This window comes from Streptomyces sp. SudanB182_2057, assembly GCF_964272715.1.
Classification (GTDB): Bacteria; Actinomycetota; Actinomycetes; order Streptomycetales; family Streptomycetaceae; genus Streptomyces; species Streptomyces rubradiris.
The window spans coordinates 3565887-3581769 of record NZ_OZ186798.1 but is presented as its reverse complement, the minus strand read 5'-3'; the positions used below and the strand labels follow the sequence as shown (position 1 = coordinate 3581769).

Annotated in this window: 13 protein-coding genes and 1 pseudogene; 8 read left to right on the top strand and 6 right to left on the bottom strand. The window is 68.1% G+C overall.

Annotated features, from left to right (window positions below; translation table 11 throughout):
* Positions 1-60: 60 nt before the first annotated feature.
* From ACSURM_RS15370 to ACSURM_RS15335, 8 genes are all read left to right on the top strand, one after another.
* The gene (locus ACSURM_RS15370; protein WP_359051362.1) at positions 61-3960 is read left to right on the top strand and encodes a DNA-directed RNA polymerase subunit beta'; all 3900 of its coding nucleotides are present in this window, start codon (positions 61-63) and stop codon (positions 3958-3960) included.
* A gap of 110 nt (positions 3961-4070) precedes the next feature.
* Entirely contained in the window at positions 4071-4271 is a 201-nt protein-coding gene (locus ACSURM_RS15365) for a hypothetical protein (protein WP_436955553.1), read from the top strand.
* Positions 4272-4375: 104 nt separating this feature from the next.
* A complete protein-coding gene (locus ACSURM_RS15360; RefSeq protein ID WP_436955551.1) occupies positions 4376-5011 on the top strand; it encodes a hypothetical protein in 636 nt (211 codons plus the stop codon).
* Between the two features lie 271 nt (positions 5012-5282).
* Positions 5283-5654: a 30S ribosomal protein S12 gene (gene rpsL / locus ACSURM_RS15355; RefSeq protein WP_003948652.1), complete on the top strand. Its 372-nt coding sequence runs from the start codon at positions 5283-5285 to the stop codon at positions 5652-5654.
* 2 nt (positions 5655-5656) lie between these two features.
* Positions 5657-6127: a 30S ribosomal protein S7 gene (rpsG, locus tag ACSURM_RS15350; RefSeq protein ID WP_003998848.1), complete on the top strand. Its 471-nt coding sequence runs from the start codon at positions 5657-5659 to the stop codon at positions 6125-6127.
* 39 nt (positions 6128-6166) lie between these two features.
* The gene (fusA, locus tag ACSURM_RS15345) at positions 6167-8293 is read left to right on the top strand and encodes an elongation factor G (RefSeq protein WP_436955549.1); all 2127 of its coding nucleotides are present in this window, start codon (positions 6167-6169) and stop codon (positions 8291-8293) included.
* A 156-nt stretch (positions 8294-8449) separates the two neighbouring features.
* Complete coding sequence (gene tuf / locus ACSURM_RS15340; RefSeq protein ID WP_436955547.1) at positions 8450-9643, top strand: elongation factor Tu; 1194 nt, start codon at positions 8450-8452, stop codon at positions 9641-9643.
* 220 nt (positions 9644-9863) lie between these two features.
* On the top strand, positions 9864-12932 hold the full coding sequence (locus ACSURM_RS15335; protein WP_436955545.1) for a glycosyl hydrolase 115 family protein: 3069 nt from the start codon (positions 9864-9866) through the stop codon (positions 12930-12932).
* A gap of 28 nt (positions 12933-12960) precedes the next feature.
* Here ACSURM_RS15335 and ACSURM_RS15330 read toward each other — a convergent pair whose 3' ends face one another.
* The 6 genes and pseudogenes from ACSURM_RS15330 to ACSURM_RS15305 form a co-directional block, all read right to left on the bottom strand.
* Positions 12961-13218, bottom strand: a complete 258-nt coding sequence (locus ACSURM_RS15330; RefSeq protein ID WP_436955543.1) for a hypothetical protein — start codon at positions 13216-13218, stop codon at positions 12961-12963.
* Positions 13215-13562, bottom strand: coding sequence for a hypothetical protein (locus ACSURM_RS15325; RefSeq protein ID WP_436955541.1), 348 nt, complete (start codon positions 13560-13562; stop codon positions 13215-13217). Before ACSURM_RS15325 ends, ACSURM_RS15330 begins: the two co-directional genes overlap by 4 nt.
* Positions 13563-13611: 49 nt before the next feature.
* Positions 13612-14062: pseudogene (locus tag ACSURM_RS15320) on the bottom strand (hypothetical protein).
* A gap of 244 nt (positions 14063-14306) precedes the next feature.
* Entirely contained in the window at positions 14307-14600 is a 294-nt protein-coding gene (locus tag ACSURM_RS15315) for a DUF1330 domain-containing protein (RefSeq protein ID WP_030778491.1), read from the bottom strand.
* Positions 14601-14632: 32 nt separating this feature from the next.
* The gene (locus tag ACSURM_RS15310; RefSeq protein WP_436955539.1) at positions 14633-15250 is read right to left on the bottom strand and encodes a hypothetical protein; all 618 of its coding nucleotides are present in this window, start codon (positions 15248-15250) and stop codon (positions 14633-14635) included.
* Positions 15247-15705, bottom strand: a complete 459-nt coding sequence (locus ACSURM_RS15305; protein WP_436955537.1) for a MarR family winged helix-turn-helix transcriptional regulator — start codon at positions 15703-15705, stop codon at positions 15247-15249. The genes ACSURM_RS15310 and ACSURM_RS15305 overlap by 4 nt, the downstream gene beginning before the upstream one ends.
* Positions 15706-15883 lie beyond the last annotated feature (178 nt).

Genomic DNA, 15883 nt, shown 5'->3' with positions numbered 1-15883 from the left:
CCGACCCCCAGGCCCCCGTACAGACCACAGACTTACGACCCTGAGAGGGATTGACGCATAGTGCTCGACGTCAACTTCTTCGACGAGCTCCGGATCGGCCTGGCCACCGCTGACGACATCCGTCAGTGGAGCCACGGCGAGGTCAAGAAGCCCGAGACCATCAACTACCGCACCCTCAAGCCCGAGAAGGACGGACTCTTCTGCGAGAAGATCTTCGGTCCGACCCGGGACTGGGAGTGCTACTGCGGCAAGTACAAGCGCGTCCGCTTCAAGGGCATCATCTGCGAGCGCTGTGGCGTCGAGGTCACGCGCGCCAAGGTGCGCCGTGAGCGGATGGGCCACATCGAGCTGGCCGCCCCCGTCACCCACATCTGGTACTTCAAGGGTGTCCCCTCGCGCCTCGGCTACCTGCTGGACCTGGCGCCCAAGGACCTCGAGAAGGTCATCTACTTCGCGGCGTACATGATCACGTACGTCGACGAGGAGCGCCGTCAGCGCGACCTGCCCTCCCTGGAGGCGCACGTCTCGGTCGAGCGTCAGCAGATCGAGAACCGCCGCGACGCCGACCTGGAGGCCCGCGCCAAGAAGCTCGAGACCGACCTGGCCGAGCTGGAGGCCGAGGGCGCCAAGGCCGACGTGCGCCGCAAGGTGCGCGAGGGTGCCGAGCGCGAGATGAAGCAGCTGCGCGACCGCGCGCAGCGCGAGATCGACCGCCTCGACGAGGTGTGGAACCGGTTCAAGAACCTCAAGGTCCAGGACCTCGAGGGCGACGAACTGCTCTACCGCGAGCTGCGCGACCGCTTCGGCACCTACTTCGACGGCTCGATGGGCGCCGCCGCGCTGCAGAAGCGCCTGGAGTCCTTCGACCTCGACGAGGAGGCCGAGAAGCTCCGCGAGATCATCCGCACCGGCAAGGGCCAGAAGAAGACCCGCGCCCTGAAGCGGCTGAAGGTCGTCTCCGCGTTCCTGCAGACCTCCAACAGCCCCAAGGGCATGGTCCTGGACTGCGTCCCGGTCATCCCGCCGGACCTGCGTCCGATGGTGCAGCTGGACGGTGGCCGCTTCGCGACCTCCGACCTGAACGACCTGTACCGCCGTGTGATCAACCGCAACAACCGCCTGAAGCGGCTTCTCGACCTCGGCGCGCCCGAGATCATCGTGAACAACGAGAAGCGCATGCTCCAGGAGGCCGTCGACGCGCTCTTCGACAACGGCCGTCGCGGTCGCCCGGTCACGGGCCCCGGCAACCGTCCGCTGAAGTCCCTCAGCGACATGCTGAAGGGCAAGCAGGGCCGATTCCGTCAGAACCTGCTCGGCAAGCGTGTCGACTACTCGGCGCGTTCCGTCATCGTCGTCGGCCCGCAGCTGAAGCTGCACCAGTGCGGTCTGCCCAAGGCGATGGCGCTGGAGCTGTTCAAGCCGTTCGTGATGAAGCGCCTGGTGGACCTGAACCACGCGCAGAACATCAAGAGCGCCAAGCGCATGGTGGAGCGCGGCCGCACGGTCGTGTACGACGTCCTCGAAGAGGTCATCGCCGAGCACCCGGTGCTGCTGAACCGTGCTCCCACCCTGCACCGCCTCGGCATCCAGGCCTTCGAGCCGCAGCTGGTCGAGGGCAAGGCCATCCAGATCCACCCGCTCGTGTGCACCGCGTTCAACGCGGACTTCGACGGTGACCAGATGGCCGTGCACCTGCCGCTGTCCGCGGAGGCGCAGGCCGAGGCCCGCATCCTGATGCTGTCCTCGAACAACATCCTCAAGCCCGCCGACGGCCGTCCGGTGACGATGCCGACCCAGGACATGGTCCTCGGTCTGTTCTTCCTCACCACCGACGGCGAGCTGCGCGACACCAAGGGCGAGGGCCGCGCGTTCGGCTCCACGGCCGAGGCGATCATGGCGTTCGACGCCGGCGAGCTGGCGCTGCAGTCGCAGATCGACATCCGCTTCCCGGTGGGCACCATCCCGCCGCGGGGCTGGACGCCGCCGGCCCGCGAGGAGGGCGAGCCCGAGTGGCAGCAGGGTGACTCGTTCCGCCTGCGTACCACCCTGGGCCGCGCGCTCTTCAACGAGTTGCTGCCCGAGGACTACCCGTTCGTCGACTACTCGGTGGGCAAGAAGCAGCTCTCCGAGATCGTCAACGACCTGGCCGAGCGCTACCCCAAGGTCATCGTGGCGGCGACGCTCGACAACCTGAAGGCGGCCGGCTTCTACTGGGCGACCCGTTCCGGTGTCACCGTGGCCATCTCCGACGTCGTCGTCCCCGAGGCGAAGAAGGAGATCGTCCGCGGCTACGAGGCGCAGGACGAGAAGGTCCAGAAGCAGTACGAGCGCGGTCTGATCACCAAGGAAGAGCGCACTCAGGAGCTCATCGCGATCTGGACCAAGGCGACCAACGAGGTCGCCGAGGCGATGAACGAGAACTTCCCCAAGACGAACCCCATCTTCATGATGGTTGACTCGGGTGCCCGAGGAAACATGATGCAGATGCGGCAGATCGCCGGTATGCGTGGTCTGGTGTCGAACGCCAAGAACGAGACGATCCCGCGTCCCATCAAGGCGTCCTTCCGTGAGGGCCTGTCCGTGCTGGAGTACTTCATCTCCACCCACGGTGCCCGTAAGGGTCTGGCGGACACCGCCCTGCGTACCGCCGACTCGGGTTACCTCACCCGTCGTCTGGTGGACGTCTCGCAGGACGTCATCATCCGCGAGGAGGACTGCGGCACCGAGCGCGGTCTGCGCCTGATGATCGCCGAGCGTGGCGCCGACGGCGTGCTGCGCAAGGCGGAGAACGTCGAGACGTCCGTGTACGCGCGCTGCCTCGCCGAGGACATCGTGGTCGACGGCCAGGTGCTGGCCCCGGCCGGCACCGACCTGGGCGACGTCCTCATCGAGGAACTGGTCTCCCGCGGCGTCGAGGAGGTCAAGACCCGCTCGGTCCTGACCTGCGAGTCCGCCGTCGGCACCTGCGCGATGTGCTACGGCCGTTCGCTCGCCACCGGCAAGCTGGTCGACATCGGTGAGGCGGTCGGCATCATCGCCGCCCAGTCCATCGGTGAGCCCGGTACCCAGCTGACGATGCGTACCTTCCACACCGGTGGTGTGGCCGGTGACGACATCACCCAGGGTCTGCCGCGTGTCGTCGAGCTCTTCGAGGCCCGTACCCCGAAGGGTGTCGCCCCGATCTCCGAGGCGTCCGGTCGCGTCCGCATCGAGGAGACCGAGAAGACCAAGAAGATCGTCGTCACCCCGGACGACGGCAGCGACGAGACGGCGTACCCGATCTCGAAGCGTGCCAAGGTCCTGGTCCGCGAGGGCGACCACGTCGAGGTGGGCCAGCAGCTCACCGTGGGTGCCACCAACCCGCACGACGTGCTGCGCATCCTGGGTCAGCGCGCCGTCCAGGTCCACCTGGTCGGCGAGGTCCAGAAGGTGTACAACTCGCAGGGTGTGTCGATCCACGACAAGCACATCGAGATCATCATCCGGCAGATGCTGCGCCGCGTGACGATCATCGAGTCCGGCGACGCCGAGCTGCTGCCCGGCGAGCTGGTCGAGCGCTCCCGCTTCGAGCAGGAGAACCGTCGTGTGGTCCAGGAGGGCGGTCACCCGGCCTCCGGTCGTCCGCAGCTGATGGGTATCACCAAGGCCTCGCTGGCGACGGAATCCTGGCTGTCGGCCGCCTCCTTCCAGGAGACGACCCGAGTCCTGACGGACGCGGCGATCAACGCCAAGTCCGACAGCCTCATCGGCCTCAAGGAGAACGTCATCATCGGTAAGCTCATCCCGGCCGGTACGGGTCTGTCCCGCTACCGCAACATCCGGGTCGAGCCGACCGAGGAGGCCAAGGCCGCGATGTACTCGGCCGTCGGCTACGACGACATCGACTACTCGCCGTTCGGCACCGGCTCCGGCCAGGCCGTCCCGCTGGAGGACTACGACTACGGTCCGTACAACCAGTAAGCGAGCAGCCTGAGGGGCGGCCACTCCGTTGGGGTGGCCGCCCTTCGGCGTGTCCGCACACTCCGATCCGTCGACGAACTTCTCTGTACGGCAAGGAAGCTGGGGCGTCGGTGGAAGTCGCGCGCGTCTTCTCCGGCCTGGTGGCGGCGCTGGTCATGCCGCCGGGCCAGGGATGGCACCGCTCACGTCCCGGATCGACGGTCCTTCTGGTGGTCCTGTACGGCGGCTACGCCGTTTCCCCGTGCGGGGACCACGTGCGGCCCTGGGAGGCGCTGTGTGCCGCCGTTCCGGTCGCTCTGGGGGCGATCTAACCGGCAGTCCCCGGGAGAGTCCCGACGTCGGCTCGTAGGGGTCTCGGACGCCCGGCACGCCGACTCGGTGGGGGACAGCCGCCACCGGCACTGCGTTGCTTCTGGTGACCTGGATCGCCGGCGGAGTCCAGCCGGAGGCCGCCGCGCTGGTGCTGGCGGCCAAGTCGCTCATCAGGGTCCCGAACGCGGAACACGGCAAGCACGCCTCCGAATGCCTCCTGATCGGTACTCTGGCCAGTGTCATAGCGGCACTGGCCATGGGCATGGCGGCGCGGTCGGCGGCCGGGCTGTCTGTCCTCCAAGGGCGGGAGGATGCCTTGGCACTGTCCGGGCACCCCCTGATTCGTGAGCTGTCCTCGCTGGCGCTGCCGGCGGAGGACTACGTGGTGACGGGCAGCGGCCCGCTGCTCGCTCACGGTCTGCGCGACGTGAAACGCGATCTCGACGTCGTCGCGAGGGGCGATGCGTGGAAGGCGGTTCTGCGCCTCGGGGAACCGTCGCTCCCGCTGTCCGGGTACGGCTGTCTGGTGTCGCTCTCCGGCGGGGACATCGAGGTGTTCGACCGCTGGCTCCCGGGCTCTCCGGGGCCGGACGCGATGATCGAGGCCGCGGAATGGGTGGAGGGGATCCCCTTCTCTCCGCTGAGTGACGTCCTGGCCTGGAAGGAAAGGCTCGACCGGCCGAAGGACCGAGAGGACATCCGATTGATCCGGCGTCACTTGGAGATGTCGGGGAAGTGACCGTGCGCACAGCCCGGGCCTGACCGGTTGGGGTGGGCCCCATTTGTTTTGACCGCAGCGAATGAGGTAGGTACGCTCAGACCTTGTGCCTGGGGTGTGCCCTGGCTCCTGTGCGTGCCTCCAAACCGTGCGGCGAGTCACGAGCGGCCACCGTAATTCGCGCCTTTTCCGTCTTGCGGCGGGAGTCCGGCGGATTCGACACACCCGACCGCGTGGGTCGGCGACGTTCCAGGTTAGCTGTACCCATCGGCACACAGAAACCGGAGAAGTAGTGCCTACGATCCAGCAGCTGGTCCGCAAGGGCCGGCAGGACAAGGTCGAAAAGAACAAGACGCCCGCACTCGAGGGTTCGCCCCAGCGTCGCGGCGTCTGCACGCGTGTGTTCACGACCACCCCGAAGAAGCCGAACTCGGCCCTCCGCAAGGTCGCGCGTGTGCGTCTGACCAGCGGCATCGAGGTCACCGCTTACATTCCGGGTGAGGGACACAACCTGCAGGAGCACTCCATCGTGCTCGTGCGCGGCGGCCGTGTGAAGGACCTGCCGGGTGTTCGCTACAAGATCATCCGCGGTTCGCTCGACACCCAGGGTGTCAAGAACCGCAAGCAGGCTCGCAGCCGTTACGGCGCCAAGAAGGAGAAGTAAGAATGCCTCGTAAGGGCCCCGCCCCGAAGCGCCCGGTCATCATCGACCCGGTCTACGGCTCTCCTCTGGTGACCTCCCTGATCAACAAGGTGCTGCTGAACGGCAAGCGCTCCACCGCCGAGCGCATCGTCTACGGCGCCATGGAGGGCCTGCGCGAGAAGACCGGCAACGACCCGGTCATCACGCTCAAGCGCGCTCTCGAGAACATCAAGCCGACCCTCGAGGTCAAGTCCCGCCGTGTCGGTGGCGCCACCTACCAGGTGCCGGTCGAGGTCAAGCCCGGCCGCGCCAACACCCTGGCGCTGCGCTGGCTGGTCGGTTACTCCCGCGCCCGTCGCGAGAAGACCATGACCGAGCGTCTCCTCAACGAGCTTCTCGACGCCTCCAACGGCCTCGGTGCGGCCGTGAAGAAGCGCGAGGACACCCACAAGATGGCCGAGTCCAACAAGGCCTTCGCGCACTACCGCTGGTAGTCGCTACCCACATCGAGACCGAGAGAAGACTGAAGCCTTATGGCTACCACTTCACTTGACCTGGCCAAGGTGCGCAACATCGGCATCATGGCTCACATCGACGCGGGCAAGACGACCACCACCGAGCGGATCCTGTTCTACACCGGTGTGTCGTACAAGATCGGTGAGGTCCACGACGGCGCCGCCACCATGGACTGGATGGAGCAGGAGCAGGAGCGTGGCATCACGATCACCTCTGCTGCCACCACCTGCCACTGGCCGCTGGAGAACGTCGACCACACCATCAACATCATCGACACCCCGGGTCACGTCGACTTCACCGTCGAGGTGGAGCGCTCCCTGCGCGTGCTCGACGGTGCCGTGACGGTGTTCGACGGTGTGGCCGGCGTCGAGCCGCAGTCCGAGACCGTGTGGCGTCAGGCGGACCGCTACGGCGTGCCGCGTATCTGCTTCGTCAACAAGCTCGACCGCACCGGTGCCGAGTTCCACCGCTGTGTCGACATGATCTCCGACCGTCTGGGCGCGCAGCCGCTGGTCATGCAGCTGCCGATCGGTGCCGAGGCGGACTTCAAGGGCGTCGTCGACCTGGTGACGATGAAGGCGTTCGTCTGGTCCGCCGAGGCCACCAAGGGCGAGATGTACGACATCGTCGACATCCCGGACACCCACACCGAGGCTGCCGAGGAATGGCGCGGCAAGCTGCTCGAGGCCGTGGCCGAGAACGACGAAGAGATCATGGAGCTGTACCTGGAGGGCGAGGAGCCTTCCGTGGAGCAGCTGTACGCCGCGATCCGTCGTATCACCATCGCCTCCGGCAAGGGTGACGGCACCACGGTGACCCCGGTGTTCTGCGGTACCGCGTTCAAGAACAAGGGTGTCCAGCCCCTGCTCGACGCGGTCGTGCGCTACCTGCCGTCCCCGGTCGACATCGAGGCCATCGAGGGCCACGCGGTCAACAACCCGGACGAGGTCGTCAAGCGCAAGCCGTCGGACGACGAGCCGCTGGCCGCCCTCGCGTTCAAGATCATGAGCGACCCGCACCTCGGCAAGCTCACCTTCGTCCGCGTGTACTCCGGCCGCCTGGAGTCCGGCACCGCCGTGCTGAACTCCGTCAAGGGCCGCAAGGAGCGCATCGGCAAGATCTACCGCATGCACGCCAACAAGCGTGAGGAGATCGAGTCGGTGGGCGCGGGCGACATCGTCGCCGTCATGGGCCTGAAGCAGACCACCACCGGTGAGACGCTCTGCGACGAGAAGAACCCGGTGATCCTGGAGTCCATGGACTTCCCGGCGCCGGTCATCGAGGTCGCGATCGAGCCCAAGTCCAAGGGTGACCAGGAGAAGCTGGGTGTCGCCATCCAGCGTCTCGCGGAGGAGGACCCCTCCTTCCAGGTGCACACCAACGAGGAGACCGGCCAGACCGTCATCGGCGGTATGGGCGAGCTTCACCTCGAGGTCCTCGTCGACCGCATGAAGCGCGAGTTCAAGGTCGAGGCCAACGTCGGCAAGCCGCAGGTGGCCTACCGCGAGACGATCCGCAAGGCCGTCGAGCGCGTCGACTACACCCACAAGAAGCAGACCGGTGGTACCGGTCAGTTCGCGAAGGTGCAGATCGGCATCGAGCCGCTCGAGGCCGGCGACACCTCGTACGAGTTCGTGAACAAGGTGACCGGTGGCCGTATCCCGAAGGAGTACATCCCTTCGGTGGACGCCGGTGCGCAGGAGGCCATGCAGTTCGGCATCCTCGCCGGCTACGAGATGACCGGTGTCCGTGTCATCCTCCACGACGGCGCCTACCACGAGGTCGACTCCTCCGAGCTCGCCTTCAAGATCGCCGGTTCGCAGGCCTTCAAGGAGGCCGCGCGCAAGGCCAGCCCCGTGCTGCTCGAGCCGATGATGGCCGTCGAGGTCACCACGCCCGAGGACTACATGGGCGAGGTCATCGGCGACATCAACTCCCGTCGTGGCCAGATCCAGGCCATGGAGGAGCGGGCCGGTGCCCGTGTCGTGAAGGGCCTCGTGCCCCTGTCGGAGATGTTCGGCTACGTCGGCGACCTCCGCAGCAAGACGTCGGGTCGCGCAAGCTACTCGATGCAGTTCGACTCCTACGCCGAGGTTCCGCGGAACGTCGCCGAGGAGATCATCGCGAAGGCCAAGGGCGAGTAACGCACCGCGTAAACACGCCGTAGGCTTGACTCCGGAGCCTCCAGGGGCAAACGTCCGCAATCGCGAGCGTTTGCCCCGGGTTCCGGGCCTTTACAGCAAAGATCACCTGGCGCCGATGAAGTAAGGCGTACAGAACCACTCCACAGGAGGACCCCAGTGGCGAAGGCGAAGTTCGAGCGGACTAAGCCGCACGTCAACATCGGCACCATCGGTCACATCGACCACGGTAAGACGACCCTCACGGCCGCCATTACCAAGGTGCTGCACGACGCGTACCCGGACCTGAACGAGGCCACCCCGTTCGACAACATCGACAAGGCGCCCGAGGAGCGCCAGCGCGGTATCACCATCTCCATCGCGCACGTCGAGTACCAGACCGAGGCGCGTCACTACGCCCACGTCGACTGCCCGGGTCACGCGGACTACATCAAGAACATGATCACCGGTGCCGCGCAGATGGACGGCGCGATCCTGGTGGTCGCCGCCACCGACGGCCCGATGCCGCAGACCAAGGAGCACGTGCTCCTGGCCCGCCAGGTCGGCGTTCCGTACATCGTCGTCGCCCTGAACAAGGCCGACATGGTGGACGACGAGGAGATCCTGGAGCTCGTCGAGCTCGAGGTCCGTGAGCTCCTCTCCGAGTACGAGTTCCCCGGCGACGACGTTCCGGTCGTCAAGGTCTCCGCGCTCAAGGCCCTCGAGGGCGAGCAGGTGTGGGTGGACTCCGTCCTCGAGCTGATGAAGGCCGTCGACGAGTCGATCCCGCAGCCGGAGCGCGACGTCGACAAGCCGTTCCTCATGCCGATCGAGGACGTCTTCACCATCACCGGTCGCGGTACGGTCGTCACCGGCCGTATCGAGCGTGGTGTCCTCAAGGTCAACGAGAACGTCGACATCATCGGCATCAAGACCGAGAAGACCTCCACCACGGTCACCGGCATCGAGATGTTCCGCAAGCTGCTCGACGAGGGCCAGGCCGGTGAGAACGTCGGTCTGCTCCTCCGTGGCATCAAGCGCGAGGACGTCGAGCGCGGCCAGGTCATCATCAAGCCGGGCTCGGTCACCCCGCACACCGAGTTCGAGGCGCAGGCCTACATCCTCTCCAAGGACGAGGGTGGCCGCCACACGCCGTTCTTCAACAACTACCGTCCGCAGTTCTACTTCCGCACGACGGACGTGACCGGCGTGGTGACCCTCCCCGAGGGCACCGAGATGGTCATGCCGGGTGACAACACCGAGATGAAGGTGGAGCTCATCCAGCCCGTCGCCATGGAAGAGGGCCTGAAGTTCGCCATCCGTGAGGGTGGCCGCACCGTGGGCGCCGGCCAGGTCACCAAGATCGTCAAGTAAGTTCCGCTTGCTTGAGGGTCAGCACCTGACCTAAGGGGAGGCCCGTACGACTCCGGTCGTACGGGCCTCTTCTGCTTTTCCGCCCGCCGGCCCGCCGGATTCTCCGCGCGCTCGAAACTATTCGGTGCGTCCGACCCGTTCCCCGGCGCCGCAGCCTCGCCCACTATTTGTCATGCCGCTGAGCAAATAGGGAGCGAGTGGGGAAGTGGAGGAGTGCCGTATGTCGTCTGCGCACGTCAGCCGTAGGACGGTCCTGGGCGGGACGGTTCTGGGCGCCGGGCTGGCCGCGGTGTCGGGGCCGGTGGCGGGGGCCGCGTCCGGGTCGGAGTCCGGGTCCGAGGCCGGGTCCGGTTCCGGGGGAGGGCTGCGGGTGACGGACCCGGGGTCGTACATCTCGTTCACGGGCGGGGTGTTCTCCCTGGTGGGCGCGCCGGTGGTGGTCAGCCAGGAGGATCACCCCGGAGTCGTACGGGTCGCGGGGGACCTCCGTGAGGACCTCGCGCGGGTGACCGGCGTGCGTCCGGGCACGACCATCGGCCGCTTCCCGGTGCTGGTCGGCACGATCGGCCGCAGCCCGCTGATCGACGGCCTGATCCGCTCCGGCAAGCTCGACGTGACCGGCGTGCGCGGCAAGTGGGAGACCTCGCTCCAGACCGTCGTGGACCACCCGATGCCCGGCGTGGAGCGGGCGTTCGTCATCGCCGGCAGCGATCCGCGGGGCACGATCTTCGGGGCGTACGACGTCTCGTACGGTATCGGGGTCTCGCCCTGGCACTGGTGGGACGACGTGCCGCCGACGCGGCGGAACCAGGTGTGGGTGAAGCCCGGCCGGTTCACCCAGGGCACCCCGGTGGTGAAGTACCGGGGCGTCTTCATCAACGACGAGAACCCGGCGCTCGGCACCTGGGCCCCGGCCTACTTCGGCCCCGGGAAGGTACCGGGATATCCCGGAGGCTTCACCGCCGACTTCTACGCGAAGGTCTTCGAGGTCCTGCTGCGGCTGAAGGGCAACTACCTGTGGCCGGCGGTCTGGGGCCGGGCGTTCGCCGAGGACGACCCGGAGAACCACCGCAGGGCCGCCCAGTACGGGATCGTCATGGGCACCTCCCACGAGGCGCCGATGATGCGCGGCATCGAGGAGTGGAACCGGCACGCGGGCTCGGGGTCCGACCCCTACGGGGGCACGGGCGAATGGTCGTACCGCCGCAACGCGGAGGCGATCCGCGCGTACTGGCGGGCCGGCATCCAGCGCATGGTCGACGAGGGCTTCGAAGGGGTCGTCACCCTCGGCATGCGCGGCAACGGCGACACCAGCCTGCCCGACGGCGACGGCATCGAACTGATGCAGGAAATCATCGCCGACCAGCGCCGCATCATCGAGGAGGTGACCGGGAAGCCGGCCGCCGAGACGCCCCAGGTGTGGACCCTCTACAAGGAGGTCCAGCGCTACTGGGACCGGGGCCTGCGCGCCCCCGACGACGTCACCGTGGTCCTCACGGACGACAACTGGGGCAACATCCGCAAGCACCCGGACGGCCCGCGCGCCGGCGGCTTCGGCCTGTACTACCACTTCGACTACGTCGGCGCCGGCCGCAACTACAAGTGGGTCGACACCGCGAACCTGCGCAACGTCTGGGACCAGCTCCACCAGGCGCACGCCTACGGCAACCACGGCCTGTGGGTGGTCAACGTCGGCGACCTGAAGGGCAACGAACTCCCGACGGAGTTCTTCCTCTCCTACGCCTGGGACCCGGACCGTCTGCCCCTGGAACGCCTCGGCGCGTGGGAGGAACGTTACGCCCGGCAGAACTTCGGCGAGGCGCAGGCGAAGGAGATCGCGGCGCTGCTGGCGGAGTACGGCCGGCTCCAGGCCCGCCGCAAACCGGAGCTGCTGAACCGCCGGATCACCCTCTCTGGCGACGAGGTCGTCTACGACGACCAGCAGACCCCGTACTACTTCGCGCACCGGGAGCTGGAGCGGGTCACCGAGGAGTGGCGTGAGCTGGGCCGCCGCGCCGAGCGGGTGGAGCGCCGGCTGCCGGAGCGGCTGCGGGACGCGTGGTTCGAACTGGCCGGCTACGAGGTGACGGCGACCGCGAACCTGTACGAGCTGCGGCAGGCGGAGTTCACCAACCTGCTCTACGCGGCGCAGGGCCGGGCCGCGACGAACGACCGCGCGGCCCAGGCGGAGGCGGGCCTCGACCGGGACTTCGCCCTCGCCGACCGCTTCAACTCCCGGGTGGCGAACGGCAAATGGCAGGGCTTCCAGACCCAGCCGCACATCGACTACGGCGATGTGGAGCGCTACGGCCCCAACGCGGGCTGGCAGCAGCCGGAGAAGGACAACGTGGCCATACCCGACGTGCTCTTCCCGGCGGTGCGCCGCATCGAGGTGCCGGAGGCGGCGGAGCTGGGCGTGTCGGTGGACGGGGCGGAGGACGAGGGCGAGTGGTGGCCGGGAGGTTCCTCCGGGGCGGCGGCCCTCCCGCCCTTCAGTCCGTACCAGACCCGCCCCCGCCAGTACGTGGAGATCTTCAACCGGGGCCGTACCCCCTTCCCCTACGAGGTCTCGGTCTCGGCGCCGTGGCTGCGGGTGGACCGGCCGCGCGGCCGGGTGGAGAAGCAGGTCCGCCTGGAGGTGGAGGTCGACTGGTCCCGGGCCCCCAAGGGGCGCGCGGAGGCGACCCTGACGGTGCGCGGCGCGGGCGCGTCGGTGCCGGTCCGCTGCGTGGCGGAGCGCCCGTCGGCCGTGCGGGCGCGGGGCTTCGTGGAGGCCGGCGGCTACGTGGCGATCGACGCCGAGCACTATGACCGTGCGGTCGGCCAGTGGCGCCGTATCGAGGACATCGGCCGGACGGGCGCGGGGGTGACGCCGTGGCCGGTGACCTCGCCCAGCCGCACCCCGGGCGGCACCTCTCCGCGGCTGGAGTACGAGGTGACACTGCTGTCCGCCCCCGGTGAGGTGACGGTGTGGGCGTACCTGTCCCCCCGCAACCCGGCCGTCCCCGGCGTCTCGGGTCTGCGCTACGGCATCTCCCTGGACGACGGTCCGATCCGCACGGTGGACATCACGGAGGGCGCGGACGACGGCGCCCTGAACACGGTCTGGGCCCGCAACACCTCGGACAACATCAACCGCACGGCCACCCGCCACACGGTGACCTCACCCGGCGTCCACCGCCTGAAGTTCTGGATGGTCGACCCGACGGTGGTGGTCCAGCGCCTGCTGATCGACACGGGGGGACTGCCGGAGCTGTACTTGGGGCCGCTGGAGAGCCGGCGGGTCTGAGAACTTCGGTTGCGGGCCGCCGGGTGGTTCAGAACCCGAGGTAGGTGATCTGGACGACGTACAGCCGCTCGCTGCGCACGATGATCTGGTACCTGAACATGCCGCCCGGCACGATGACCTCGCCGCCCTTCGGGTCGGGTTGCCGGTGTGCCGGGCCGTGGAGGTAGAGCGTTTCGGCGGCTCGGAGTAGCTCCTCCGCCTTTCGCGCCACATCGGCGAGGAAGGCGGCGGGAGCGGTGCGGGCGGCCTCCTCCGCGCCGAACGCGTACTCCCACTTCCAGCTCACGTCCTGACTGCCTTCATGGCTTCGTCGAGAACGCCGCTCAGCTCTCTCAAGGCATCCTGCGCGACGACGGGGTCCTCGTGTTCCAGGTTGCTCTGGGCGTGGGCGTAGCGAGAGGACAGGTCGGGGCGGCGGGCGATCTCGATGTCCCTGGCCCACATGAGGACCCAGCTCTGCACCGGGCTCAGGGACTGCCATTCGACCGCCTTGGCGAAGGCGTCGTCCTTCGTGGCCTGCATCTCCTGAAGGCGGCCGGGAGCCACGACGGCGAGGGCCGCGCGCAGGGCGTCAGGAGTCAGGGCGGGGCGGGGAATCAGCTCGTCCCCGTGGTCGGCCTGCGTGCTCATGGCGCCCGCTCCTCGTCTGTGCCCGGGGTCAAGGATCGTCGCTTTCATGCTAGGCGGCCTCCATGAGGTCGGTGCGGCAGTCGCGGCAGTGGCCGGGCTCGGGGGCCCGGAAGGCTCGGTCACAGGTGTCGCACGTCTGGAGGGGGTGGCGGACCGGCGGGGGTGGTTCGGGGGTGCGGTACGGCGGGAGGGGCGGCAGGACCGTCGTCAGGCGGTGGGCCAGGAGGGCGGCCGGGCGGGTCAGGGGTTCCGGTGGCAGGCCGCTGGTCAGGGCCTCCGACGCGGGCGCCGGACGGCAGCGACTGGATGTGGCACGCCAGGCCGATCGCGAGGAGGGACAACTCCGCGTGCTGGACGAGGTGGTTGCCGATCACCGTGAAGCGGGTGGTGTGACGGGTGTGGTCGTGGACGAGTCCGCCGGTGTGCCCCCGGTTCGGGTGCATGTTGGCGGTAACGCGGGACTGGGCGGGCGCGGGCGCGCTAGGGTTCTCAACATCCATCGGGAAGTTGGAGCCTTCCTCGGTGGTCAGGCCCTCGCCCGGGATTGCTACTCCCGGCGAGGGCCGACGTATGTCTGCGGTGGTGTCGCGCTGAGCGTAGGGCAGACAACCAACCCCAAACCCAGCCAAGTTGGTGATGTTCACCCTCCTGAGTGAGTTTGCGCCGAGGGCGGGAGGGGTGGGGCTTGGTGGGGTTCTTTCACCCTGGTGTTCCTTGGGTAGCGGAGATCCGGCCGGACCTCGGTCAGTCGATGCCTTCGACTATGCGGAAGTCGCGTTCGACGCCGTCGGCGAGGGCGGCCAGCGCCTCCTGGTAGGCCGCGCTCTCGCGCGTCGCGACGGCTTGCTCGAAGCTGTCGAACTCGACCAGGACAGTGCGTTCGGCGATTCCGGCGTCATACGCCGCGACCCGACCGCCGAGGACGAAGGTCCGGCCGCCCCCGGCCTCGACGGCCAGGCGGGCGAGCTTGTTGTAGGCAGCCAGCTTCTCAGGGTCCGAAATGGTGCGGTAGACGCTGACCCAGTAGCCCTTGGGCATGGAACCTCCAGTGTGGGACGAGTGCATGTGACTTACGGGTTGGTCTCGGACGCGCGTCGGCGGGCGAGGGCGAGGCTTGTCAGCGTCGTGATCGCCATGGCGCCGGGGCCGACCAGCGCCGCGGTGGTGTAGGCGCCGTCGTCGGGGAAGAGGCGGCCGGGCCGGTGCCTGCGGCGAGGACCAGGCCGCCGATGGCGCTGCCCAGGGAGTACCCGACGCTGCGGACGACGTACGGCCCGTACCCCGCCGAACTCGGCGAGCAGTGCGGCCAGCGGGTAGCCGACCCCGGCCCCGATGATCGGCACCACCGAGATCAGGGCGATCACGGCCGCGCCGCGCTCCTCGGGGAGGTGGTTCCGGGCCACGCCCATCATCAGCGCCGTCAGCCCGAGCCCGATGCCCTGGGCCGCCCTGCCTGCCAGCAGCCACGCGAACGGCAGCGGCAGCGGCAGCACGGTGAGCGCGCTGCCGGCGACGACGACCGCCAGCGTGAACGAGGTCGCCACGCTGGTGATGAGCGGCGTCCCGAGGCTGCCGACCGCCGTCACGACCAGAGCGATGAACATCAGGGCGGGGACCAGCGGCCGCGCCTCGGAACACGCCACCGGTAACGCCTTCACAGCGTCCACGCCGACCGGCTGTCCGGTCACCGCTTCCGCTCTTCGCGGTCCTGGCTTTCGAGTTCTGCCAGATGCCTCAGCGCCGGAAGGGCCGCCGCCAACGTCTCGATCTCGTCGCCGGTGAGCTTGCCGATCAACCGCTCGAACGCGTGGACGCCCGCCTGGCGGCGCGCCCGGACATAGGAAGCGCCGGCCTCGGTCAGGTACACCAGCTTGACCCGCTTGTCGGACGGGTCGTCCCGCCGTTCGACCAGGCCGGACTCCTCCAACACCCGGACCAGGGAGGTCATCGCGGGCTGGGTGACGCCCTCGACCGCGGCCAGGTCGGTGATGCGCTGCGGGCCGGTCCGGTCCAGGGTGGCCAGGGTGGCGGCGGACGTCAGGCTCATGTCCCGGGGCAGGCGTCTCGCGGCCCTGGTGGCCAGGCCGTACAGGGCCGCCCCGATGGCGGCGGACGCGTCAGGAGTGGCGTCTTGACGACTCATGGAAGAGAAGCATAGCCATTTTATATTCATGTTTTATGGAAATAGTCGACTGTTGTCGGCTCTACGGGCTGCCCTCTGAGACCGAGGGCGAGCGCCCGTAAGGGAAGTCTCAAAGCCGTATGTCAACACAACAGTTCGACAAGCCGCTTGTTAGTGTGACGAGAGCACGCCAGAGCGG

Bases quoted from the DNA above. Each gene is read 5' to 3' on its own strand.
- rpsG (WP_003998848.1), top strand. From the start codon at position 5,657: ATGCCTCGTAAGGGCCCCGCCCCGAAGCGCCCGGTCATCATCGACCCG.
- fusA (WP_436955549.1), top strand. From the start codon at position 6,167: ATGGCTACCACTTCACTTGACCTGGCCAAGGTGCGCAACATCGGCATC.
- ACSURM_RS15335 (WP_436955545.1), top strand. From the start codon at position 9,864: ATGTCGTCTGCGCACGTCAGCCGTAGGACGGTCCTGGGCGGGACGGTT.
- ACSURM_RS15325 (WP_436955541.1), bottom strand. From the start codon at position 13,562: ATGAGCACGCAGGCCGACCACGGGGACGAGCTGATTCCCCGCCCCGCC.
- ACSURM_RS15315 (WP_030778491.1), bottom strand. From the start codon at position 14,600: ATGCCCAAGGGCTACTGGGTCAGCGTCTACCGCACCATTTCGGACCCT.
- ACSURM_RS15305 (WP_436955537.1), bottom strand. From the start codon at position 15,705: ATGAGTCGTCAAGACGCCACTCCTGACGCGTCCGCCGCCATCGGGGCG.